This window comes from Agrobacterium sp. M50-1, from assembly GCF_049843495.1.
GTDB classification, from domain to species: Bacteria; Pseudomonadota; Alphaproteobacteria; order Rhizobiales; family Rhizobiaceae; genus Agrobacterium; species Agrobacterium radiobacter.
Genome location: NZ_JBBHZH010000005.1, coordinates 360,688 through 382,878, shown reverse-complemented (window position 1 = coordinate 382,878; position 22,191 = coordinate 360,688). Strand labels below are relative to the sequence as shown.

General features: G+C 56.5%; 16 protein-coding genes, 1 tRNA gene and 1 riboswitch. Of the genes, 4 read left to right on the top strand and 13 right to left on the bottom strand.

The features are described 5' to 3' along the window. A partial coding sequence (locus WDZ78_RS15165) for a helix-turn-helix domain-containing protein (RefSeq protein WP_425673474.1) occupies positions 1-269 on the top strand: 269 nt, incomplete at its 5' end. Between the two features lie 23 nt (positions 270-292). Here the strand turns inward: WDZ78_RS15165 and WDZ78_RS15160 are convergent. The 9 genes from WDZ78_RS15160 to WDZ78_RS15120 all read right to left on the bottom strand — a co-directional run bounded on the left by WDZ78_RS15160 (position 293) and on the right by WDZ78_RS15120 (position 14,761). Beyond that, positions 293-775: a hypothetical protein gene (locus WDZ78_RS15160; RefSeq protein ID WP_425673473.1), complete on the bottom strand. Its 483-nt coding sequence runs from the start codon at positions 773-775 to the stop codon at positions 293-295. Between the two features lie 52 nt (positions 776-827). Beyond that, on the bottom strand, positions 828-1,205 hold the full coding sequence (locus WDZ78_RS15155; protein WP_425673472.1) for a hypothetical protein: 378 nt from the start codon (positions 1,203-1,205) through the stop codon (positions 828-830). 557 nt (positions 1,206-1,762) lie between these two features. Further along, the gene (locus tag WDZ78_RS15150; RefSeq protein WP_425673471.1) at positions 1,763-2,176 is read right to left on the bottom strand and encodes a hypothetical protein; all 414 of its coding nucleotides are present in this window, start codon (positions 2,174-2,176) and stop codon (positions 1,763-1,765) included. After that, positions 2,173-9,309, bottom strand: coding sequence for a hemagglutinin repeat-containing protein (locus WDZ78_RS15145; protein ID WP_425673470.1), 7,137 nt, complete (start codon positions 9,307-9,309; stop codon positions 2,173-2,175). Before WDZ78_RS15145 ends, WDZ78_RS15150 begins: the two co-directional genes overlap by 4 nt. 36 nt (positions 9,310-9,345) lie before the next feature. Further along, positions 9,346-9,798: a hypothetical protein gene (locus tag WDZ78_RS15140; RefSeq protein WP_425673469.1), complete on the bottom strand. Its 453-nt coding sequence runs from the start codon at positions 9,796-9,798 to the stop codon at positions 9,346-9,348. 18 nt (positions 9,799-9,816) lie between these two features. Next, on the bottom strand, positions 9,817-11,697 hold the full coding sequence (locus tag WDZ78_RS15135) for a ShlB/FhaC/HecB family hemolysin secretion/activation protein (RefSeq protein WP_425673468.1): 1,881 nt from the start codon (positions 11,695-11,697) through the stop codon (positions 9,817-9,819). 449 nt (positions 11,698-12,146) lie between these two features. Next, positions 12,147-13,370 (bottom strand): tyrosine-type recombinase/integrase, encoded by a 1,224-nt coding sequence (locus WDZ78_RS15130; protein ID WP_425673467.1) that lies wholly within the window; start codon positions 13,368-13,370, stop codon positions 12,147-12,149. 163 nt (positions 13,371-13,533) lie between these two features. Next, a tRNA-Gly gene (locus WDZ78_RS15125) sits at positions 13,534-13,607 on the bottom strand. A 56-nt stretch (positions 13,608-13,663) separates the two neighbouring features. Beyond that, the gene (locus tag WDZ78_RS15120) at positions 13,664-14,761 is read right to left on the bottom strand and encodes a 2'-deoxycytidine 5'-triphosphate deaminase (protein ID WP_425673466.1); all 1,098 of its coding nucleotides are present in this window, start codon (positions 14,759-14,761) and stop codon (positions 13,664-13,666) included. A 73-nt stretch (positions 14,762-14,834) separates the two neighbouring features. Further along, a riboswitch (SAM riboswitch) is annotated at positions 14,835-14,913 on the top strand. Positions 14,914-14,956: 43 nt separating this feature from the next. Here WDZ78_RS15120 and WDZ78_RS15115 point away from each other — a divergent pair. Then, on the top strand, positions 14,957-16,141 hold the full coding sequence (locus WDZ78_RS15115; protein WP_112590990.1) for an O-succinylhomoserine sulfhydrylase: 1,185 nt from the start codon (positions 14,957-14,959) through the stop codon (positions 16,139-16,141). 232 nt (positions 16,142-16,373) lie between these two features. After that, positions 16,374-16,766 (top strand): Co2+/Mg2+ efflux protein ApaG, encoded by a 393-nt coding sequence (gene apaG, locus WDZ78_RS15110; RefSeq protein WP_003503545.1) that lies wholly within the window; start codon positions 16,374-16,376, stop codon positions 16,764-16,766. Positions 16,767-16,820: 54 nt separating this feature from the next. Here apaG and WDZ78_RS15105 read toward each other — a convergent pair whose 3' ends face one another. The 3 genes from WDZ78_RS15105 to WDZ78_RS15095 form a co-directional block, all read right to left on the bottom strand. Next, complete coding sequence (locus WDZ78_RS15105; RefSeq protein ID WP_425673465.1) at positions 16,821-17,810, bottom strand: Hsp33 family molecular chaperone; 990 nt, start codon at positions 17,808-17,810, stop codon at positions 16,821-16,823. A 240-nt stretch (positions 17,811-18,050) separates the two neighbouring features. Continuing rightward, entirely contained in the window at positions 18,051-18,968 is a 918-nt protein-coding gene (gene argF, locus WDZ78_RS15100; RefSeq protein ID WP_003503550.1) for an ornithine carbamoyltransferase, read from the bottom strand. A 56-nt stretch (positions 18,969-19,024) separates the two neighbouring features. Beyond that, positions 19,025-20,224, bottom strand: coding sequence for an aspartate aminotransferase family protein (locus WDZ78_RS15095; RefSeq protein WP_425673464.1), 1,200 nt, complete (start codon positions 20,222-20,224; stop codon positions 19,025-19,027). A gap of 431 nt (positions 20,225-20,655) precedes the next feature. On the opposite strand from WDZ78_RS15095, the gene WDZ78_RS15090 reads away from it, so the two are divergent. After that, a complete protein-coding gene (locus WDZ78_RS15090) occupies positions 20,656-21,189 on the top strand; it encodes a GcrA family cell cycle regulator (RefSeq protein ID WP_020010992.1) in 534 nt (177 codons plus the stop codon). Between the two features lie 312 nt (positions 21,190-21,501). On the opposite strand, the gene phoB is transcribed toward WDZ78_RS15090, so the two are convergent. Continuing rightward, positions 21,502-22,185: a phosphate regulon transcriptional regulator PhoB gene (phoB, locus tag WDZ78_RS15085; protein ID WP_003493692.1), complete on the bottom strand. Its 684-nt coding sequence runs from the start codon at positions 22,183-22,185 to the stop codon at positions 21,502-21,504. Positions 22,186-22,191 lie beyond the last annotated feature (6 nt).

The window sequence follows — 22,191 nt, the reverse complement described above, 5'->3', positions numbered from 1 at the left end:
TTTTGACCGTGCTCGGCATGGTGGCGCAGATGGAACGGCGCTTCATCAGAGAGCGGCAGCGCGAGGGTATCGAGCGCGCGAAGAATCTCGGTGTATACAAGGGTGGAAGTCGTCGTGTGGATCGCGATCTCGTTATACGCCTATCGACGCAGGGAATACGGCCATCCGCCATAGCTGCTTCGGTCGGCTGTTCTCGAATGCAGGTCTACCGAATACTTCAAAATCCCGCAGATGAGGGCGGCGTGAACACTGGACCAAAAAGAGAATGATATATCGATAGATAGACTAAAGATTATAGTCCAAATATCCGCTGGCAAGTCGATTCCATCCCTGAAGACAGGCGATAGCTGTCCGTCGGAATACCGATATCGCGGCGCGCGTTTATCGCGACTATCCGTCCTGCTTTCACCGTGACGGCGATCTCGCAACTTTTCTGCGCGTCGTGCGCAGAAATGAACTCCCTGCGTCTAATTGTCATATTTTGCATATAGTCCGCTGTCTCAACATATTGTCCCGGAATATGCGCGACAATGGTGCGAAACCACACGCGGTTCCCTTCCTTGTCCTGGCCTGTCGGTGCCCCGAACCTGCTCTGAAAGTCTGCGAGTGTCTTGCCTCGCCATTGGGAGTCAAGTTTTCGGTATGGTGACAGCATCGCAGCGACGACACCGCTATTCGCGTCGTTGATCGCCGACGATGTCTGATTCAATGCGGTGCATCCAGTCAGGAACAGAGATCCGACAATAATGGAGGAGAATGATTTCAACATCTTCATTAATTATATCGGCGTCTTCTACAATGAATCGGATGACTTACCCCAACCCTCATCAAAACCGCCCTTCGCTATGATCGCCATTAAATATGGATTTGTACTCAGCAAGCGCTTCAATAGTGGATTTAATATCCAAACTATATTCTGGATTCTGCCTTTCAAAATCCGTCAAAACCATAATACTATCATCAATACGATAATTTGTTCGATACATTCCATAGAAGGTTTCAAAAATATTCTTTAACCATCGCTTCTCATCATATTTTGCCTTTTTAAACTCTTCTATCAAAATATCCCCTGAAAAATTTATCGTTTTTCCATAGTAAACAGCAGACAAAACTGCTAATATTCTTTCTTCTGGATCGTTGTCAATACGCGACAAAATCTCAATAACTTCTTTTTCCGTTCTGTTTTCCGGCGATTTGTACTTCACTTGACAGGCCTCCCTTTGGCCGTGAACAGCCCAGCACGGATAAGTGCATTTCTCTCAGACGGCCGCACGCGGTTTAAAGGGGTCGCAAGTAAATCGCCGCATGCAAACATGCTGACTCACGTCGTTGGGCTGAACGTAGCGTGTCAATTGGAGGCCCAATCCGATTATCCGGTGCAAACCCACGCCTAATTGGCCGCGCATTTTATGAAGTAAGATCACTTAGTCACATCGCAGAGCTCCCTACTTCGGCGAGCCTAACCACTCTTCGTCATCAATAAATGTTTCATAGACGTCACCAGAGTCGCTCAAGCCAAGCCGCGTGAGATAATTTGATAGATCTACAAAAGTGGCGTATTCAATATAATCATTACAAAACCATGTCGCTTCACATTCATAGCACAAATATACTGTTCTATGGGCCGCTCCTATGTGGACCTTCTTCACCCAGTCTTGGTGGCAGCGAGGGCATTCTATCTTCATGATTAGCTAGCACCAACATCCCACTTATTGGAAAAACAAAAGCTCTCAGAGAGCTTAGTACCCAAGTGGGAGAGAATCTACCAGAACTTTGGGAACTCCATAAACGCGTCTCGTAATTTACTAACAAATGTCCCGTCGAGGTCACTTTTCAACTGTGCTCCAAGGCGCATAAACCCGTTCGAGTTCTGCGGTTCGTATGCCTGAATTTCAATCTCAAAGCAGGTTGCAGTTCGCTCAATGGAAAAAATAAAATACTGACTCATATCAAAAAACTTGAGAGTTTGGGCTTGGGGCGAAGAAAGATCGGCAACAAACAACTCCCACATTGACGCCTCGAGCCAGATATCCGTCGCTTCATATGTAAAGCATCCCGTAAAATGTGACAGGGTCAACTTAACGCTCCAACGCGATGAACCTTGATCATTTGGGTCACACTCTAAATAGTTCATCTCTAAGTAAACACCTTCAGCGGCGAAGCTTATGTCACTCATGGGATATACAACGCGTGTTTGATTACGGGAAAGACATCCCCAGGCCTTTTACCGAAAATTATTTCCCATCCATTTACATTGTAAACTTTACCAAATTCGATGCTAGCCGAGGAAATCTCTTTTACGGCATCCGAGAAGCTACGCAAAAGAGTCTGATCATTTATCGGATTCGAAGATTTCTGGAGGTATTCAGCCATGTGTTTTGTCGCATTTGAGTTTACATAAAATTCGATATCGCCCGTTTTTAGCTTGAAGGTTGCAGGTATGTTTGTGTTCGGCAAGTTTCCTGCGGTTGTGGTAATATCATCCCAGACGGTCCCCGTCTTGCCACCAGTTCCGCCCTCGGTAATCTTTTCAGCACCCGATCCGAATAACTTCAAGCGGGTTGCGAGCGTGACTACTTGCACCATCGCCGCCGGGTCACCGCCGCTGGCTTTCTGAATTATCTCCGGTAATCCAAGGATCATGAGAGGATCGGTTACTAAGAGATTGATCGTCCCAGCAAGTTGTTCCGCTTGTTCATTGCTGAGGCCACTCGCGCCATTCGGCGCCAAAATCTTTAGAATTTGGCTCAGTCCACCCGAAGCATCGAGACGATCGAAATTCGCTTGTTGCTCACTTGATGAGGACCAATAAGACACGATACCAGCGTAGCTGGAGAGTGCGGCTACGGCATCCGCTAGAACAGCGGAGCAACCTGCGCCACTGTATCCATTACTTCGGCAATCGAGGTATTCCCTCTGCTGCTGTTCGTCTTTTGCCTCAAGTCGTGCTTTCTCCGCGCACGCTGACTGATCCCCTCCGGCACACGAAGCCTTGGCCTCATTCAACTTTTCATTATCTGCATGATTGAGGTAATTATAATTAACGTTGTCTAGCCCGGCGGCTGCGCCGGTTTCACCTCCGACCGCCGCACCGACTATTGCCGCCACCCACTGCGTGATGGCACTCTTCTGGTCGTCGGTCAGGTTCGGATTGGCGCTCAACACCTGCTGCAAGACGCCATTGACGACTTCGCTCAATCCACCTGCCAATGCTCCCGATCCGGCATTACCGCCTGCAAGCTGCGCGACAAGGCCCCCGACCGCAGCATGGAGGGCAATCTTCGCCGGACTGCCTTCGGCAAAGCCGAGTTTAGCGGAGATATCACCAACGGCGATGTTGGCAAGCGCCGAGAGGGCAGCCGCACTCTCCTGCTTTGCCTTCAGGCGCTCAATGTCAAATGGGTCGGCCGTTGTGTTGGCGTTAGAGAGGTCTGTGTTAAGCGCGGCCAGATCTTGTGTCTGATTGGTGAGGGTCAACTGACCCGGTGTCAGCGTGGCACGGGCAACCCCCTGGTCATCCTCCTTGGCCGGCTGGCCGACTACAGGAACGGGAATGCCGCCGGGCGTCAGGGATATTCCAAGACTGGAGCTCGACGCCTCGGAGCGATTGCCTATATCCGACCATGTCAGCGAACTGGCAGAAAGCGTATTTTCGGCGGGATCAGCTGTTGAACCTATGACGCCACCGGCGAGATCGACATTACCACCGACCCTGACGTTATATCCGCCAGAGCCCGCGATTATGCCGCTTTGCTCGGAGACGTTGGCATAGTTGCCTTCAACGTTGCTTTTCTGAACTCCACCGGAGACCTTACCCGCCGTAGAAAGATTGAGGCCACCGCCAGCTGTCTTTTCGTCGTAGATCATCGTGTCCTGGCGGCTGACGATGTTGAGATCGCCACCGACGGCAGCAGTAACCCGTTCACCGGACACAACAGCTCCCGCAAGCGTGGTGTCGTTGCCAGAAACCAGCGTGACATTGCCGGTGCCCATGACATGGGTGTTGAGGTGAGTGACGCTGTTGGCGTCCTGCTTACCGCTGCCTGCTGCAACACCGCCACTCAGACCGCCGTTCGTAAGATTGACACCAATTGAAGCGTTTGCAGACTGGCTACGGCTTGAGGACGAAGAAGCAGACTGGGCACTTTCCAACAGAATGGACCCGCCAGCCATAAGAAGCACGTTCCCGGATGCCGGATCGGTTAGGGAGCCTGCCGCAATCTGAACACCACGACCGGTCAAATCACCAGAATTTGCGACTATGCTGACCGAATCCCCTGCCTCAATCGTTGTGACAACCGGCGTTAATGTCGAAAGCGTTGCGCTACTCTTTTGGTACGTAAATCCGACGGACAGACTTGCAGAGGCCAGCGGCTGCGAACCGCCGTCGATCTGCTTGAGAATATCTTTTACTCGATACGCCGCGAGCGCAGCCGGTGCGAGAGCATAGGCACCGTTCGGACCGCCGAGCTTTCCGGCAGCGTTAGCGAGACTACCCGCAGCACTCGCAAGCCCGGAGGACACAGATAGGCTGACGCCAGCAAACATCTCCTCATGCATGTGTTCATAGTTGGACTTGTCCTGGGCCGAGAGCAGATTGACGTTGTGGTCTGCAAGGATAGTAACATCGCGCTCAGCGGACACCTCAGCCGCTTGAAGGTTGGCATCGCGGCCCGCAGAGATTAGCAGATCACGGCCGGCAGAAAGGGTGGACCTGGCATTGGTCTCGGAAGACTGGCTCGTTTGATCAACCGACTTGCCGTAGCCAATGCCCACAGAGGCGCTACCACCGCCTGAACTGAAAGAAAGACCGAAACCGGAACGCTGCTCCTTCTCCGCCGATGCGGCACTTTCTGCCCCTGGCGTGATATTGACATCACGGGCAGCCTCCAGCGCAATGTCACGCCCCGCCATGATGGACGAGCCGATCACATTGACGTCGTTTTCGCGTGCTGTGAGAGTGACGTCAGTCCCCGCCGTCAGCGCAGAGCCAACGTTAAGGGTAGATGACTGGCTCTTTTCTTTCTGCTCCTTGCCCCAGAGCGATAGGAAGCCGCCGCCGGAACCGGCGAACAGGCCGGACTTTTTGCTGCTGCTCTCCAGCGCGTGCTGTTCCTCGGCCCCGATGATGGCGACGCTGTCGCCCGTGACGCTGATCGCATCCCCGGCCGTTATGGTTGAGCCCGCTATGACGGTGTTACCAGCAGAATCCAGCTTGACGTTACCGGACGCGGAAAGCTCGGAGCCGACTGTCGCTTCGTCGTAGTTGTACTGGGTGGAGCTTTTCTTGGAGAGGAAACCCTTGGCTGATGAACTCTGCTCAAACTCCGCCGTATTCTTGCCCGACGCGATCAGCAGATCTCCACCTGCACTGACATTGATATCGGCTTTGCTGGTTTCATCACCAGCCATCACCTTCGAGGCGGAGACGACGGTATCTCCACCTGAGACGATGGACACGCCCTTCCCGCCGCTGACCGATGATCCGACGACGGTCTGCGTTTCCATGTGGCTCGTCGTCTGTTTGCTTCCGCCGAACAGACCGCCCTTTTTCTTGTAGGCGTAATCGATCGTGGTAGTGTCGACAGCCTCGGCGACTGTCACATCGCCGGTCGCTTTCAGACCAACCGTTCCATCGGCAGCAATGTTGCTGCCAATGACGTTGAGGTTGCCACCAGCATTGGCGGAGATCGATCCGCCCGCGGTGATCTCGGAACCCTGACTGGTGGTTCTCACAACCGTCGTAGAACTCCGCTTGTCGCGCAAAGTGCTGGTCGTTGACCGTTCGGTGACGGAGATATTGATGTCTCCGTCAGACGTCAGGCCGAGATCGCCGCCGGCCGTCACCTTCGCATTGGCGAGCAGAATGCCCTCATTGCCCTTCAGCGAGGCATTACCCCCCGCCGTGAAGGTGCCGCCGATTGCCGCAATCGATGAACCGGAAACGCTAAGATCGCCCGTCGAGGCAATCATCCCCGATGTTGCAAGCAGGCCGGTATCGATCGTCACCTGATTACCCGCGATCAGCGCGCCCGCAGAATTCAATCTTTCCCTGTCATTGGCTGCAAGATGCAGTACCGGCGCAAGAACGCTCGCGCCGTTCACCATCTGCCACTCATAAACGACGACGGATTCGGTGAGGCTGGCGATCTCCTCAGCCGACAGCGGTTCGCCAAGCGGGCGCTGCTGCGCTCCGAGATAGGCGGCTCCATTGTCGAGAAGCTGCTTTATCTGGGTAATTGAATCCTGCCCGGTAAAACCTGAGCCCGTGGCCAGTCTGATCTGTTGCTCAATATACTGGTTCTCGAAATAGGCGTCCCCAAGGAACTGGATCTGGCGATCCGGCTGGTAGCCGATGCGACCAAGGAAATAGCTGGAGCCATAGAATTTCGAGACGTCGAGGAAGGCGGCGCGGGTTTCATAGAGGAATGTCTGGCCGGGAATGGTGCCGCCAAAGCCGCCGGACTGTGGGGTGGCGACACCGCCAAGCGTGAACAGCGCACCGCTTGCCGTCATGCCGGACAGGAGTTCGGTCGGATTGTTCGAAAGCGCAGGCGCTGCAACGGCAACACGGTCGGCGATCGTTCCGGCCGAAGCAGTATTGTTGACAGCAGCAAAGCCGGTGATACCAATTGCTCCGCCCGAGCGGATTGCCGCTGGAACCCCACCGATCGCCTCGACGCTTTCCACGGTTCGTCCGGGGCCGATATCCTTTGACGCATCCCGCGTTCCAAACGGGCTGGGGCCAGGCATGGAAACCTGATATGAGAATTCATGGCCTCCGGTATCGCCGCTGTCCCGCCTTTCTTCCCACTGGAAGATGACATCAGGATAATATTGGCAACCCGAGCTTTGATTGCAGTTGACCGACGTCGTGCGCTGCAGCTGCAAGCCGAGATTTGTCAGCGTGCCTGTGCCAACAAACGTCATGCCGGAGCCGGCTTCAATGTTGCTATAGGCATTGGTAAGATCGACGGTATCGACAAAAAGCGTATTACCCGCCTTGATCGTCGCCGCGGGGCTTCCAGCCGATGTAAGGCGGTCCTCGGCCACATCACGATAGACATGGCGAATGGGGGCACCAATGACGAATTGCTTATCAGCAAAAGAGACGGAAGATGAACAATCTCCACACAGGCGTGCATAATAAGTGTCATAAGCCGACACGAGTGTGTTTGAGATTTGCTGGCTCGTATAGGTCGGAGCCACGCTTTTCTCGTTACGCAGATTTGCCGTCAGGATCGAGATATTGCGACCAGAGGAAATCAGACCTGAACTGTTGACCGTAGCAGCATTGCGCGCGCCAGAAGCACTCCCAGCAATTGTGAGGTCACGACCTGCGACAATCGCCCCCTGATAATTGGCAAGCACGCCGCCCACGAAAAGTGCCGCGTCGTCACCGGCATAGATGAGCCCCGTGGCGGTGTTGGTCAGGTTGCCGGCGATATTGAGGGTAAGATCATTACCAGCAGCCAGTTGACCGGAGTTGGCAAGTTGCGAAAGCGACAGCGTCAGATCATGGGCCGCAAGAATATTGGTGGCGTCATTCGCAGCAAGGCTACCCGCTTGGATCGCGATGTCACCTGACCCCTGAACGGAACGAGCTGTGCTGCTCACGGTGACAGCATTGAGCCGCGCACCCGTCAGATCTGTCGTTCCAGATGAGGTGAGATCAATACCACCTGACGTCAGCGTGCTGTTGGTGAGATTGATATTATTGGCATTGATGTAGAGCGTGCCGGATGTGGCAAGTCTGCTCCTGTTATTGGAAAGGTCGGCATTTTGCTGCCTGATCCTGATGTCGCCGCCGGCGGCCGTGCGTTTATCGAAGCTGATGACACCATTTGTCGAAGACAGCAAAACGTCTCCGTTTGCCTCTAGACTGTCATAACGGATGTCGCCACCGGCCGAAGCCTGTAAATTCCCTTCTGCAAGCACGAGCCCGGAAATCCCCAGATCAAGGCCGGAGAGCAGAGCCAAGTCACCTTTCGAAAGGAGTGAGCCCGCCGTGATCGCTCCTGAGGCCGCCGTAAGTGACATCGCCGCGCCAGACTGGGCCGTGCCGCTGATGGCAATGGAGCCAGCCCCCGACCATAGCGAAACAGGTCCGGCAGCCGACGCGTCGGCCAAGGCAATACGCCCGTCTGCCAGAAGGTTGAGTGCGCCACTCGCCCCGAGAGTACCGGCGACATCGATGAAGCCTGCTCCGCCATTGATCAGGATATCCTCTTCCGCACCGATAGAAGCGACCCTGGCGTCCTTGCCCGCCTTGACCGACACCGATTTTTTCGAGGTCAGACGACCGGCCGAAACACTTCCCTTCGAGGAGATGCTGACGCCGTTATTGCCAGAGGCATTGCCGATCGAAATTTTACCGTCTGCCGACAGCGAAAGCTCCCCGGCATTGGCCGCCATGTCACCGCGCATGCGAACGCCAGCGCCCTTTTCCGTGACAACCATCTTGATGCGGCCGGCCTGCATAGCCCCGAGTGCTGAACCATCGATTGCGTATTCAGGTGTCCCGGAGGTGGCATCGAGCGCTGTTGCCTCCCCGGTGGTATAATCGAACATGCTCTTACCGGCGGTCAGACGCAGGTCCTCGCCATAGATCGTTCCGTCGATCTGGATGGTACGGGACACGACATCGAACAGACTGACTGCACCATCACCGAGCGCAAAATTCCCACCCCTAGGGCCGAAAGTGACATCCCCTGCGTTGACCGTGAATCCATTGAGACGTCCATCGCTGCCGATGTCAGGTACACCCGTCGTCAGCGTGGCTCGTGGCGTGTTGATGAAACCGCAGCCGTCGCAGGTGATCCCGTTCGGATTGGCAATGATGACATCGGCCCTGCCACCGAACACTTCGGTTGGACCGAGAAGCGAACTGCGGTTTTGCGACGTGACCTCATTGAGGATGACGGACGCAGGGCCTTTACCTTGCAGATTTGGATTGCCGGGTGTCACGCCACCCAGTTTCGAGGTGCCCACCTCACCATTGAAGTTGTTGAGAATGACCCCCAGTGTGCCGACGTTGAAATTGTTGTATTTGTTGTGCGACAGACCTTGGCTATTGGGTCCGACGATATCAATGAGCGGCACGCCGTTCGGAGCAGCCCCTATCCCGGGGCGATTTGCAAAAGATCCTCCAACTTCCGGCGATATGTCCTGTGCGTGAAGAAGCACTGGCTGAAGCACGAGCGTAAAACTGACAACGGTGGCAATGATTTTTTGAGCCAGCGTCCCTGCATTGGCGAACAATGCGAGGTCGGTTGTTTTGCGTGGAAGACGCTTAAACTGTGATGTCATTGTTGTTCGCCTCTCGTGGCAGACGGAATTTGGGGCTTAGCGGTGTTTTCTGCTCGTGTCGGCCTGGGACGGCTTGGCGTCGAGTTTCTTGTAGACATCCGCCAGCTTCGACTGCGGGGCCGGGCATTTTTTGCTTTTGGCAATCTCGCCAAGGACCTGATTGCGGTTACGCAATGCGTCGATCTCCAGTTTCTCTGGCGATTTCGGATCCATAAAGAAAAGAGCCGGCCAAAACAGAAGAACACCTGTCGCACCGAGGACGACGTTTTTACCCTGCGCATCGGATCGTTCTTTCACCGTCGCCAGGACCTGCCGTTCGTTAGCCTCGAATTCGCGCTTGATGCCGGCGCAATCGAAAGCGCTGTCGGCAGGGTTTGTCGAGGCAACCGGATGCGCTGCCCGGCCACCGCAACCGGAAACGACACTGGCAGTCGCCACCAGCGCGAATACGACAGACAATTTGGGGGTGTGAAAAGAAGATCTGACCATAATATTCTCTTTTGAAGCCTACCAGCGTGCCGTCACGCTGGCGAAAATGAGATTGCCGCGTCCGTTACTGACGCTGCTGGAAAATGCCTGGGAGTAGCCGAAATCGGCACTGATGTTTCCCCCAACGAGTTTCGCACCAACGGTCCAACTCGCGAGATAGCCGTCTGGAATATCGAAGCGATGCTGCGAGAACACGCGGCCATAATCGAGGGCCAGGTAGGGGCGTAATTCGCCCAGAACGGGCGCCAGACTTGTGCCCTCCCATGGCATTGTCCGCCAAACCAGTTCGTTGCGGCTGAAAAATCCGTTGTTACCGAATATGACGCTTTCCCTCAGGCCGCGTACGTTGCTGGAGCCACCAAGCCCGATCTGTTCTGCGCCAAACATGTTATCGGGCGAATATTGGGCATTGAGGAGCGTCGTTAACTCGAACCGCTGGCCAGCCGCCTCGAACGGCCGCGTCGCGCTGACGGTCGTGTTGAATTTCAAAAACCGAGGATCGGCCATGCCGGCTCCGGGCTCTCCGGCCTCCACCGCGTCAAAGAGATCGAGACCCTTATCAAGGGCAAAATCGAGAGCGATGACGCCACCCAGAATTCTCTGTGAACGCGACAAGCCCAGAGTGCCTATCGTGTATCGGCGGCTTCCCACCTCAATTCGATTGCCGAGAAGAAAGTTGTCGGTCTGCTTGTAGGTGAGACCGCCTCTGAGCGTCGTGATGGAATCCTTGTCGCGCAGAATGACGCGATCTATGCCAAATCCAGCCTGACCGGAATTGCCCGAGGTTTCGATCGGCCCAAAATTGCCGGGAATGGTGCTGTCATATTCGTACCAGGAGCCATTCGTTGAAAACGTCCAGTAGCCATAAGGTACGCTTGTATTAACCGAATAGCTGTTGCTGTGCCCGCGGCCATCGTCGTCCCAAGGATAATCCGGACCGCTACGCCCATAGGAGAACCCCAACTGATCATTGATGCCCAACAGGTCGTCGAAGCCGACGGAAACATTGGTCTGGGAGTAACCGGTACTCTCTTGACCGAGGTTGTTGTTGGAAATGCTCGCGTACCAGCGCTTGGCGGGTTTGTTCTCGACATTGAGGATAGACGTTCCATCTTCCTTGCCCGGCAACATCGAGGTTTTCGCGTCGTTCGATGACAGCCGGTTGATCTGGTCCAGCCCCTGTTCAATATCGCGAATATTGGCGACCTCACCCTTCACGCCGGGAAAAGCCGTCGCGAATGCGCCGTTTCTCGCGACCGGGTGGCCATTAAGGTAGATATCCGAGATCGTGCCTTCGACTACCACCAGCCGCAGCAATCTTGTTCCGGCAATATCCTGTGGGGGAACATAAGCGCGCGAAGTCACAAATCCCTTGTCTAGATAGAGGTCGGTAATGGCCTTGAGCAAGGCGGTAATATCCGCAACACCGATGCAGCGATTATCGTAACGCTCGGTCACTTTTCCGACCGCAGCGCCAGACAGCCTTGTCGCACCTTCGATCTCTACACGTGAAATATCGAAGCAAGGACCAGCGGATTTCGCGTCGCCTCCCGGCGCCCGGCTCTCACGACCAGCGACGCCATCAGGAGTTATCTGCTTCAGGTTTTCAAGCCTCTGCAACTGCTGTTGCTGGTCCTGCCGGCGGGAAAAATCATCGGCGGGCGACTGTGCAGTTGCCTGCCCTGACGCGAGCAGGTTTGCAAAAATCGCAATGGCAAAGGTTCGCTTGAAACCATTCGCCGCGCTCTTCGGAGAATTGGCTAAGATTTGAGCGGCCGGCACAATTGCGAGACAAAAGTCAGGAGGGACTAGCCGTCGGAAACCAGGAATGAAAGCAGCAAGTGGCATATTTCGGAGGCCTGCATTTGAAATGAAGTTTGTCGCGGCAATGCCGCCCATGCTTCACTCTGCAGCTGTCCTTGCTGTCGATCCCCTACCGGGTGCATAGATCAGTTCATCTGACCCAAGAAGCGTTAAAGTAGTAACTTTCTTTACGAGACGATAGCCTCTAGTCATCTGCTCAAAGAACCGTACACATTAAAAATTCTCGTAATAATCAATCCTGCCAACACCATGGCATGGATATTATTTTTCATCCTTGAATTTTAAGCACGGTCCGCCAATTTCAAGCTCTTCGGTTCTTCGAGTCAAACAACAACCAGAAGTTACTGCAATGCACATCTCTCTGCAAGACCCAGATGAAGACCAAAGTTAAGGGAAACTAAAAATGCCTCTAGCATTGGGCCGATTCAGGCAATGCAAGCGCTCATTCGTGCACAGCGGATTCCGAATCGTCAGTGAACGAATACGAAACCGTCGGAGTCTCCCGTTGCCAAAGTCCCTCGACTTTAAAGTTTTCTGTCAGTGGCCTCAATCGAGCTTGGGCTTTGGATACGCACTTTCTCCAGCAAGTCGGCCCACCACTGCATCATTCGCACTCGCTCGTCCCAATATGTGGCCCGATTGTAGATACGTCTAACGGCCCGCGTATCGAGATGGGCAAGTTCAGCTTCGATAGCATCGATGCTGAACTTTCCAGACTCGTTCAATATGCTGCTGGCGGAAGACCGAAAGCCGTGGGCGGTATGCTGGGCCTCCGTCACCCCCATGCGCCGCAGAGCTGAATTCATGGAATTCTCGGAAAGAATCTTCTTGCCTGACATCATTGAAGGGAAGACATAGGGCTTATCGCCAAACAACTCCTTCATCTCCGTGAGAACTTCCACCGCCTGTTTCGAAAGCGGCACATGATGCTCTCGGCGCATTTTGGTTTTCTCTGCGGGTATCGTCCATACAGCCTTTCCTAGATCCAACTCTACCCATTCCATTGAGCGCGTTTCGCCGGGCCGCGCAAAACACAGGGCTTGGATTTTTAATGCCCCGACTAAGGAAGGCCATCCCTCGTAACCGTAAATGGCCCGCATCAAACCGCCCATTTCAGCCTTCGTCGTCAATGCGGCATGGTTGATAGGAACATGGCGCTGGAGAGCCCCGCGTAGTGCCGACGTCGGGTCGTTCTCCGCCCTCGCCGTTGCGATGGCGTATCGAAATACGCGGCCGATTGCAGCGCGCGTTGCCAGCGCACTTTCCACTCGGCCGCTCTTTTCAATACTGGTCAGCACGGCAAGAACGTCACGCGCCGTGATCTGAGTAACCGGGTAAGGCCCCAGCTTTTCGGCAAGGTCCTTCAACATCCATTTGTTTTTGGTGATTGTGGGCTCTGCGCGCTTGTCGCGTTTCAGCTTTTCAATGAACTCATCCACAATGACGCCGAAGGTGTTTCCGGCAGCGGCCTTGGCAGCAAGCTGATCACGCTTCTTGGCCAGCGACGGGTCCAGGCCCTCAGAGAGTTTTTTCTTGGCCTCATCACGCAGCCGTCGGGCGTCCGCCAACCCCACCATCGGGTATGCCCCAATCGTTAGTGTTTTTCGCTTGCCAAAAAAATCGTAGTCGAAGCGCCAAGACTTGCCGCCGGCAACTGATATGTAGAGGTAAAGCCCCTTCTCATCAGACAGCTTGCGCGGCTTGCTATCGGCCTTGGCGTTCTTAACCTGAATGTCTGTCAGTGCCATTTTACGGTATCGGCTTCCTACCACGATGATGAATACCGTGATTTTTACCGACAAAATTGCTGGATGTCACTGCATAGCGTTGCACGACCTTACGCGCGCGCGAGGCAAAAACGCTGAAAAATCAGTGCCTGTTGGACGTCAGTGAGCTTTTTGGAAAGGTCGCTGGAGCGGGTGAAGGGAATCGAACCCTCGTATTCAGCTTGGGAAGCTGCTGCTCTACCATTGAGCTACACCCGCGCCGCGCATAAGACATCGGATAGTTCGTAGCGGGTGTCAAGCACCCGCCGGGTTCGTTATTCGGCGCGAAAATGCTTGGAGAGCTTCAGTCCTTGGGCCTGATAGTTGGAGCCGAGGCCGCTGCCATAGAGGCCTTCCGGTTTTTCCAGCATATGCTCGTAAACAAGCCGGCCGACGATTTGCCCGTGTTCGAGGATGAAGGGCACCTCGTGGCTGCGCACTTCGAGCACGGCGCGGCTGCCGGTGCCGCCCGCCTGCGCATGGCCGAAGCCCGGATCGAAGAAGCCGGCGTAATGCACGCGGAATTCGCCCACCAATGGGTCGAATGGCGTCATTTCAGCCGCGTAAAGCGGCGGAACGTGGACGGCTTCGCGCGAGACGAGAATATAGAATTCATCCGGGTCAAGGATCAGTTCGGCGCGGCCGCGCGCGTAGAGCGGCTCCCAGAAATCGAGAACGTCATGCTGGGCCTTCTTGTCGACATCCACCACCGCCGTGTGATGTTTGCCGCGATAACCGATCAGCCCGTTTTCGCCGAAACCCTTGAGGTCGATCGAAAGCGCGATGCCGCCGCCGGTCACATTCGGCGTGTCGCTTGCGACCAGCATTTCCGTCTCGTGCAGCTTCAGCAGTTCACTTTCGTTGAGCAGCGAATGGCCAATGCGGAAGCGGATCTGCGACAGGCGTGAGCCGCGGCGCACCACGATGGGGAATGTGCGCGGGCTGATTTCCAGATAGAGCGGTCCGGCATAACCGGCCGGTATCTTGTCGAATTCCTGCGCGTTATCGGTCATGACGCGGGTGAAGATATCGAGACGGCCGGTCGAGCTTTTCGGATTGGCCGAGGCCGACATGTCCGCCGGCAGCGCAAGGCTTTCCATCAACGGAACGATATAAACGCAACCGGTTTCCAGCACCGCGCCCTGGGTGAGGTCGATCTCGTGCAGGCTGAGACGATTGAGCTTGTCGAGGACGTGGGTTCCGGGACCGGGCATAAAGCTGGCACGCACGCGATAGGCCTTCGAGCCGAGCCTGAGATCAAGGCTGGCGGGCTGCACCTGATCAGCATCGAGATCGGCCTCGCTCTTCAGCTTGCCGCCTGCAAACAGCGCCTTGATCGCGCCATCCGCCAAAATGCCCGTGGTTCTCGTCATGGTCATCATTCCTTTTTACGGCGACAAAACCAAAAGGAAAGCATTGACGCAAGCCGGTAACGGCAGTATGGCAAGCTTATCCCGTGGTGATTTGGCCGGTCGGCTTGCAGCCACGTTAAACAAGTGGCTAAAAAGACCGGGTGCTAGGAACCGGTCTGCTTTTGCGGCCGGTTTTTTTGTTTTGAAGGTGATCACATGAGCAATAAATGGCGCCCGGCAACCCAGCTCGTTCACGGCGGTACGCTACGCTCCCCTTACGGTGAAACGTCGGAAGCGATCTATCTGACCCAGGGTTTCGTATACGAAAACTCCGAAGCCGCCGAAGCGCGCTTCAAGGGTGAAACGGACGGGTTCATCTACGCCCGTTATGCGAGCCCTACCAACGACATGTTCGAAAAGCGCATGTGCCTGCTGGAAGGCGCTGAAGACGCCCGCGCACTTGCGTCTGGCATGGCCGCCGTCACCGCCGCCATCATGTGCCAGCTGCGCGCCGGCGACCATATCGTTGCTGCCCGCGCCCTCTTCGGCTCCTGCCGCTGGGTGGTCGAAACGCTCGCGCCGAAATACGGCATCGAATGCACGCTGATCGACGGACGTGATCTTGGCAATTGGGAAAAGGCTATCCAGCCGAACACCAAGCTGTTCTTCCTCGAAAGCCCGACCAATCCGACGCTCGAAGTGGTGGATATTGCCGGCGTAGCAAAGCTCGCCAACCAGATCGGCGCCAAGGTGGTGGTCGACAATGTCTTTGCGACGCCGCTTTTCCAGAAGCCGCTCGAACTCGGCGCCCATATCGTCGTTTATTCGGCCACCAAACATATTGACGGCCAGGGCCGCTGCCTCGGCGGCGTGATCCTTTCCGACAAGAAGTGGATCGAAGAAGAGCTGCAGGATTATTTCCGCCATACCGGCCCGGCCATGTCGCCGTTCAATGCCTGGACGCTGCTGAAAGGCATCGAGACCCTGCCGCTGCGTGTGAAGCAGCAGACGGCCAATGCCGGCAAAATCGCCGATTTCCTCGCCGATAACGGCAAGGTCGCCAAGGTCATCTATCCCGGCCGCGCCGACCATCCACAGGCCGACATCATCGCACGGCAGATGTCCGGCGGTTCGACGCTGGTGGCCTTCGAGTTGAAGGGTGGCAAGGAAGCGGCCTTCAAGCTGCAGAACGCGCTTGAGATCGTGAAGATTTCCAACAATCTCGGCGACGCCAAGAGCCTTATCACCCATCCCGGCACGACGACGCACAAGAACCTCACTGACGAGGCGCGTGCTGAACTTGGCATTTCCGGCGGCACCCTGCGCCTTTCCTGCGGCATTGAGGATACCGACGATCTGCTGGAAGACCTGGCGAAGGGTCTGGCGGCCGTTTCCGCCTGAAAATTCAATGGGCAAATCATCATGGCCTGACCGCGTGTCGGGCCATGGTTCGCCGGTGCGGTCCTAAAAACCCTATCAGGCAACCAATATTTACCTTTCCCGTTATCCCTAACGGTGGAAAGAAGCGCAACAGGAGATGCCCCCTGCCCGTCAAGTCATTCATTTTCTTGACGATAGCCAGAACCTATAGTGTAGGATGTGGCGGCAGGCATAATATCGAGGTGTGGCGCGTATGTATCGTGCTCTGACAAGGGATATCGAGGTAACGGTCGACCCGTATTATCTCGAGGAACAATCCGACCCGGATGACGATCGTTACGTCTGGGGCTACAAAGTCGTGATCGCGAACAACTCCGATATTCCAGTTACCCTCGTCAATCGCTATTGGCACATCACTGACCAGAACGGACAGGTCGATGAGGTCTATGGGCCGGGCGTCGTGGGTGAGAAACCGCATCTCAAGCCCGGCGACAGCTACGAATATTCCTCCGGTTGCCCGCTGGACACACCTTCGGGCCTGATGTTCGGACATTATGAAATGGAAACGGAAAATGGCGAGGTGTTCAACGTCACCATACCCGCCTTTTCGCTGGATTCACCGGGTCTGATGCGGGTTCTGAACTGACCACGCGCCCGGCAAATGAAAAAGCCGCGCTCTTTATAGGGCGCGGCTTTCTATTCAGGCATTTTCAAATTCGCTGACATCGTAGCGATAGGTGGTGGAGCAGAACTCGCAGGTCACGGCAATGGCGCCGTCTTCCTCGCTCGCCTTGATCTCCTCGGCGGTGAAGCCTGACAGCACACCCTTGATCTTGTCCCGCGAGCAACTGCAGCGATCGAAAACCGCCTGCGGATCATAGATGCGCACGCCGCTCTCATGGAAAAGCCTGAAAAGCAGCCGTTCCACCGGCACCTGCGGATCGGTCAGTTCGTCGGTATCCACCGTGTTCAACAGCGTGACGGCTTCCGTCCAGGCATCGTCCTCCTGCACCTCGTGACCGCTTTCATCGCCGTCACCGCCATGCAGGTCACGCATACGCAGCCGTTCGGGCGCCTGCGGCAGGAACTGCGCGATAACACCGCCCGCACGCCAGCCATGACGCGGCTTGCCTTCGCCATCACGGTCGAAGAACTCGGCAACGCCCAGCCGCACGCGGGTGGGCAGCTGTTCCGACTGACGGAAATAAACCCCGGCAATGTCTTCCAGCGACGAGCCATCGAGCGGCACGATGCCCTGATAAGGCTGCATGCCCGCGCCCTGATCGATCGTGAAGGCCAGAATGCCGGTGCCGAGCAATTGCTCCGGCGAGGTTGCGCCTTCCGCAACCGCCGCCGCCAGCCGCTCCTCGTCGAAACGGGCATAAGCGCGCATGCTTTCCGGCGCGGTAAAATCCGCGACAAGCAGGTCGACCGGACCGTCGCCCTTGGTCTGTAGGGTCAGCTTGCCGGAAAACTTGAGCGAGGTGCCGATCAGCGCCGTCAGAACAGTCGCTTCCGCCAGCAGGCGGGCAACCGCGGCAGGATAATCGTGACGCTCGAGAATGGCGTTCAGCAGCGGACCAACCTGTACGGCGCGGCCGCGCACATCCAGACCTTCGACCTGAAAGGGCACAACCTTGTCGTCGCCAGCAAAATCGAGATCGTCCAATTCAACCGTTACATCTGCCATGTCATACTCCTTGGCGCAGCCGTGGCGCCGCTACCGTCCAAAAGTCCGGCTTTTAAAATGTGCTTTTTCCGCTTGTCGCACAGAGACCCGGGAAGAGAAACCGCTTCCGGGGAAAAACGTGCAAATCGTGATAATGGCCCGCCAGCAGAACCGACGAGCCTCTTCGAAGTCCCACAGATGGTAATCTATGCGGGCAAGTTCAAGCACCCGGCGTGACGCGTGTCAGGCCGGGGGAATTGCTCAGATGGCGCCCATGCACCATGCAATGATGGACTTCTGCGCGTGGAGGCGGTTTTCCGCCTCGTCGAAGACCACGGATTGCGGACCGTCGATCACGGCATCCGTCACTTCTTCACCGCGATGGGCGGGCAGGCAATGCATGAACAGCGCGTCCTTTTCCGCCTTGGCCATCAGGGCTTCATTGACCTGATAGGGCTGGAAGATGTTGTGACCGCGCGCCTTGTGTTCCTGGTTCATGGACACCCAGGTATCGGTGACGACGCAATCGGCCCCAGCCACGGCCTTATCGGCATCGTGGCACAACATGATCTCGCCGCCATTGTTGCGGGCCCAGTTCAGGAACTTGTCATGCGGTTCGGAACCCATCGGCACCGCCATCGTCATGCGGTAACCGAAGCGGGCCGAGCCTTCCACGAAGGAATGCAGGACATTATTGCCGTCACCCGTCCAGGCAATGGTCTTGCCTTTGACCGGGCCGCGATGTTCCTCGAAGGTCATGATGTCAGCCATGATCTGGCAGGGATGCGTGTCGTCAGTCAGGGCGTTGATAACAGGCACGGTTGCGTGCTCGGCAAGCTCCAGCAGGCGCGAATGATCCGTTGTACGGATCATGATGGCGTCGACATAACGCGACAATACCTTGGCCGTATCGCCGATCGTTTCGGCACGACCGAGCTGCATTTCAGTTCCAGAGAGGAAAAGCGTCTCGCCACCAAGCTGGCGCATGCCGACATCAAAGGAGACGCGGGTGCGGGTGGAAGGCTTTTCGAAGATCATTGCCAGCATCTTGCCGGCAAGCGGCTTTTCCGCCGTTCCGGCCTTGGTTGCGGCCTTGCGCGCGCGGGCATCGTCGAGAATTGCCCGCAGGTCCTGCGAGCTGACGGCCGACAGGTCAAGAAAATGTTTAGGTGAAGCCATTTCAAACGTCCCATGCTCGCGAGCCTCCGGGAAGAGGCCCGCCCTTTATTGTTTCCTCAGGCGATTTTTGCCTGTTTCGCTGTCAGGGAAGCGGCGGCCGCTTCCACACGTGCCAGCCCCTCACGGGCTTCCTCCGCCGTGGTAACGAGGGGCGGCAGGAGACGGATGACGTTGTCGCCCGCGGGCACGCCGAGCAGATGCTCGCCGCGCATGGCATGCAGCAGTTCGCCCGACGGAACCTTCGCCTTGATGCCGAGAAGAAGGCCTTCGCCGCGAATTTCCTCGATGACATCAGGATAACGATCCTTCAGCGAAGCAAGGCCCTGGCGGAAGACCAGCGCGACATCACGGACCTTTTCCAGAAAACCTTCGGAGAGGACGACATCGAGCACGGCGTTGCCCACAGCCATGGCCAGCGGGTTGCCGCCATAGGTGGTGCCGTGCACGCCTGCGGTCATGCCGGAAGCGGCATCCGCCGTCGCAAGGCATGCGCCGAGCGGGAAACCGCCGCCGATACCCTTGGCCACCGCCATGATATCAGGCGCGACACCCGTCTGCTCATAGGCAAAGAGCTTGCCCGTGCGGCCGACGCCGGTCTGGACCTCATCGAAAATCAGCAGCATGCCATGCTCATCGCAGAGCGACCGCAGCAGCTGCAGGAATTCCTTGCTGGGCGCACGGATGCCGCCCTCGCCCTGAATGGGCTCGATCAGAAGTGCAGCCGTCTCGGCCGTGATGGCGGCTTTCAGCGCATCAACGTCACCGAAGGGCACCTGGTCGAAACCTTCGACCTTGGGGCCGAAACCTTCGAGATATTTCTGCTGGCCGCCGGCGGCGATCGTCGCCAGCGTGCGTCCATGAAAGGCGCCTTCAAAGGTGATGATCCGGAACTTTTCAGGATGCCCCTTGGAATAATGATAACGGCGCGCGGTCTTGATCGCACATTCCAGCGCTTCCGCGCCGGAATTGGTGAAGAAGACCTTGTCTGCGAATGTCGCTTCCGTCAGGCGCTTCGCAAGCTTTTCCTGGCCCGGCACTTCATAAAGGTTCGAGACATGCCAGACCTTCTCGGCCTGGGTCTTGATCGCTTCCACGAGGTGCGGATGGGCGTGACCCAGCGAATTGACCGCGACACCAGCCGCAAAATCCAGATATCGTTCGCCGCTCTCCGTGAACAGCCAGACGCCCTCGCCTCGCTCGAAGCGCAGGGGGGCTCTTGCAAACGTATCGAACAATGGCGCGGCGGCTTCGGCCATGGCTGTATCACTCCTTGCGCAGACGCGCTGTCAGACGGTTGTCAATAGGCTCTAGGGGTTATCCATCGCCTGAAAATCAAAAATGCCGCCTCGCGGCGGCAGGGGCACTATTGTCACTTCGCCTGCCGATGTCAACAAAAGTCCGTATTTCCCGGGCTTCTCAAGCCCTAGTAGGTGGCGGCCTTCGAGGCCCAAGGTGTTGCCTTTCAGACTCAACTCGCCAGCAAGTTGGGGAAAACCGGAAAATCGATTCGAGATGAATCCCCCGACTCTTGCCACGGAGTCTGCGTGGCACTAGGTTAATCGCTAATTACTAGACTGCATTGCGGCGGAACTAGTCACCAAAAATCCGGCAGAAACCACGCTCGCGGCACGCCCGCGAGACGGAGAGGGATTCTGCCGACATTATACGCGACGAGCGGAGAAGCGGCATGAACTGGACAGACGAACGAGTCGAGAAACTCAAGAAATTATGGTCCGAGGGCCTTAGCGCCAGCCAGATTGCAGCGCAGCTCGGCGGCGTCAGCCGTAATGCCGTAATCGGCAAGGTCCATCGTCTCAATCTGCCGGGACGCGTCAAGGCTGGCGGTCCGGTCACTTCGGCGCGCTCTGCGCCCAAGCGCACCGCTGCACCTGCGCCACGCGCGACGACCTTTGCAGGCCGCGTCAATGCGGCGCCGGCACGGATTCTCACGCGTTCGAACGCGGCAACCGCGCTGAATGAAGAGATGGACATCGAGACCGCACAGGTTCTCGATTACGTTCCTTCCAAAAACGTGGTTTCGCCGATTTCCCGTCGCCTGACGCTGACGGAACTGACGGAGCGCACCTGCAAGTGGCCGGTCGGCGATCCGCTAAAGGATGATTTCCATTTCTGCGGTTGTGAAGCGCTGGAATCTTCGCCTTATTGCAAGTTCCATGCGAAACTCGCCTATCAGCCGGTAAGCGAACGCCGCAAGGCTTGAGTGTTGCGGCACGCATTCGACACTCAAAAACTACGGGCCTTCGGGCCCGTTTTTTTATGGCAAAACTCAGGCGGTTCCGGGGTCAACTCACCGGCGAAGCGCCGATCCCTATCTTCCATCGCTGTCGAACCCGACCCACAATTCCGATTGAGCGAGCGGGATTTCAGCCAAACGTCCGTCGTGCCGTCAAAAAGGATGAAGCCTTCGCGTTTGGGAGTGTCCAGAAACCGAAAGGCCCGACACCATTCCGGTTCGGGCCTTTCGGTTTTGGCGGGATGTTGTCCCGAGTGTAAATCGTCGGTCGAGTCTCGCTCAGGCTTCCATCGAATATCCGGCGCCGCGCACGGTGCGGATAACATCCTGCATATGCGAAAAATTGAGCGCCTTGCGCAGGCGTCCGACATGCACGTCGACGGTGCGCTCATCCACATAGATATCGTGGCCCCAGACGCCATCCAGCAATTGCGAGCGGGAGAACACCCGGCCGGGTGACGTCATCAGGAATTCCAGCAGGCGGAACTCCGTCGGGCCGAGGCGCACTTCGCGGCTCTTGCGGTGAACGCGATGGGTCTCGCGATCCAGCTCGATATCACCGCATTTCAGCACCGAAGACAGCACCTCGGGACGGGCCCGGCGCAGCATGGCCTTGACCCGGGCCATGAGTTCCGGTGTCGAAAACGGCTTGACGACATAATCGTCGGCGCCGGTGGCAAGGCCGCGAACCCGCTCGCTTTCTTCGCCGCGCGCCGTCAGCATGATGATGGGAAGGCGTTCTGTTTCCGGCCGCATTCTGAGCCGACGGCACAGTTCGATACCGGAAACGCCGGGAAGCATCCAATCCAGGATAAGAAGGTCCGGAATACGTTCCTGCAGCCTGATCTCTGCCTCGTCTCCACGGGGTATCGTGTCGACGTCATATCCCTCAGCCTCGAGATTGTAACGAAGGAGGACACTCAGCGCTTCCTCGTCTTCCACAACTGCAATCTTGGGCACCATATGCTA

What these genes read in the sequence shown, in the direction of transcription:
- WDZ78_RS15160 (WP_425673473.1), bottom strand. Translation starts at nt 775, where the DNA reads ATGAAGATGTTGAAATCATTCTCCTCCATTATTGTCGGATCTCTGTTC.
- WDZ78_RS15150 (WP_425673471.1), bottom strand. Translation starts at nt 2,176, where the DNA reads ATGAGTGACATAAGCTTCGCCGCTGAAGGTGTTTACTTAGAGATGAAC.
- WDZ78_RS15145 (WP_425673470.1), bottom strand. Translation starts at nt 9,309, where the DNA reads ATGACATCACAGTTTAAGCGTCTTCCACGCAAAACAACCGACCTCGCA.
- WDZ78_RS15140 (WP_425673469.1), bottom strand. Translation starts at nt 9,798, where the DNA reads ATGGTCAGATCTTCTTTTCACACCCCCAAATTGTCTGTCGTATTCGCG.
- WDZ78_RS15135 (WP_425673468.1), bottom strand. Translation starts at nt 11,697, where the DNA reads ATGGGCGGCATTGCCGCGACAAACTTCATTTCAAATGCAGGCCTCCGA.
- WDZ78_RS15130 (WP_425673467.1), bottom strand. Translation starts at nt 13,370, where the DNA reads ATGGCACTGACAGACATTCAGGTTAAGAACGCCAAGGCCGATAGCAAG.
- WDZ78_RS15120 (WP_425673466.1), bottom strand. Translation starts at nt 14,761, where the DNA reads ATGACGAGAACCACGGGCATTTTGGCGGATGGCGCGATCAAGGCGCTG.
- WDZ78_RS15115 (WP_112590990.1), top strand. Translation starts at nt 14,957, where the DNA reads ATGAGCAATAAATGGCGCCCGGCAACCCAGCTCGTTCACGGCGGTACG.
- apaG (WP_003503545.1), top strand. Translation starts at nt 16,374, where the DNA reads ATGTATCGTGCTCTGACAAGGGATATCGAGGTAACGGTCGACCCGTAT.
- WDZ78_RS15105 (WP_425673465.1), bottom strand. Translation starts at nt 17,810, where the DNA reads ATGGCAGATGTAACGGTTGAATTGGACGATCTCGATTTTGCTGGCGAC.
- argF (WP_003503550.1), bottom strand. Translation starts at nt 18,968, where the DNA reads ATGGCTTCACCTAAACATTTTCTTGACCTGTCGGCCGTCAGCTCGCAG.
- WDZ78_RS15095 (WP_425673464.1), bottom strand. Translation starts at nt 20,224, where the DNA reads ATGGCCGAAGCCGCCGCGCCATTGTTCGATACGTTTGCAAGAGCCCCC.
- WDZ78_RS15090 (WP_020010992.1), top strand. Translation starts at nt 20,656, where the DNA reads ATGAACTGGACAGACGAACGAGTCGAGAAACTCAAGAAATTATGGTCC.
- phoB (WP_003493692.1), bottom strand. Translation starts at nt 22,185, where the DNA reads ATGGTGCCCAAGATTGCAGTTGTGGAAGACGAGGAAGCGCTGAGTGTC.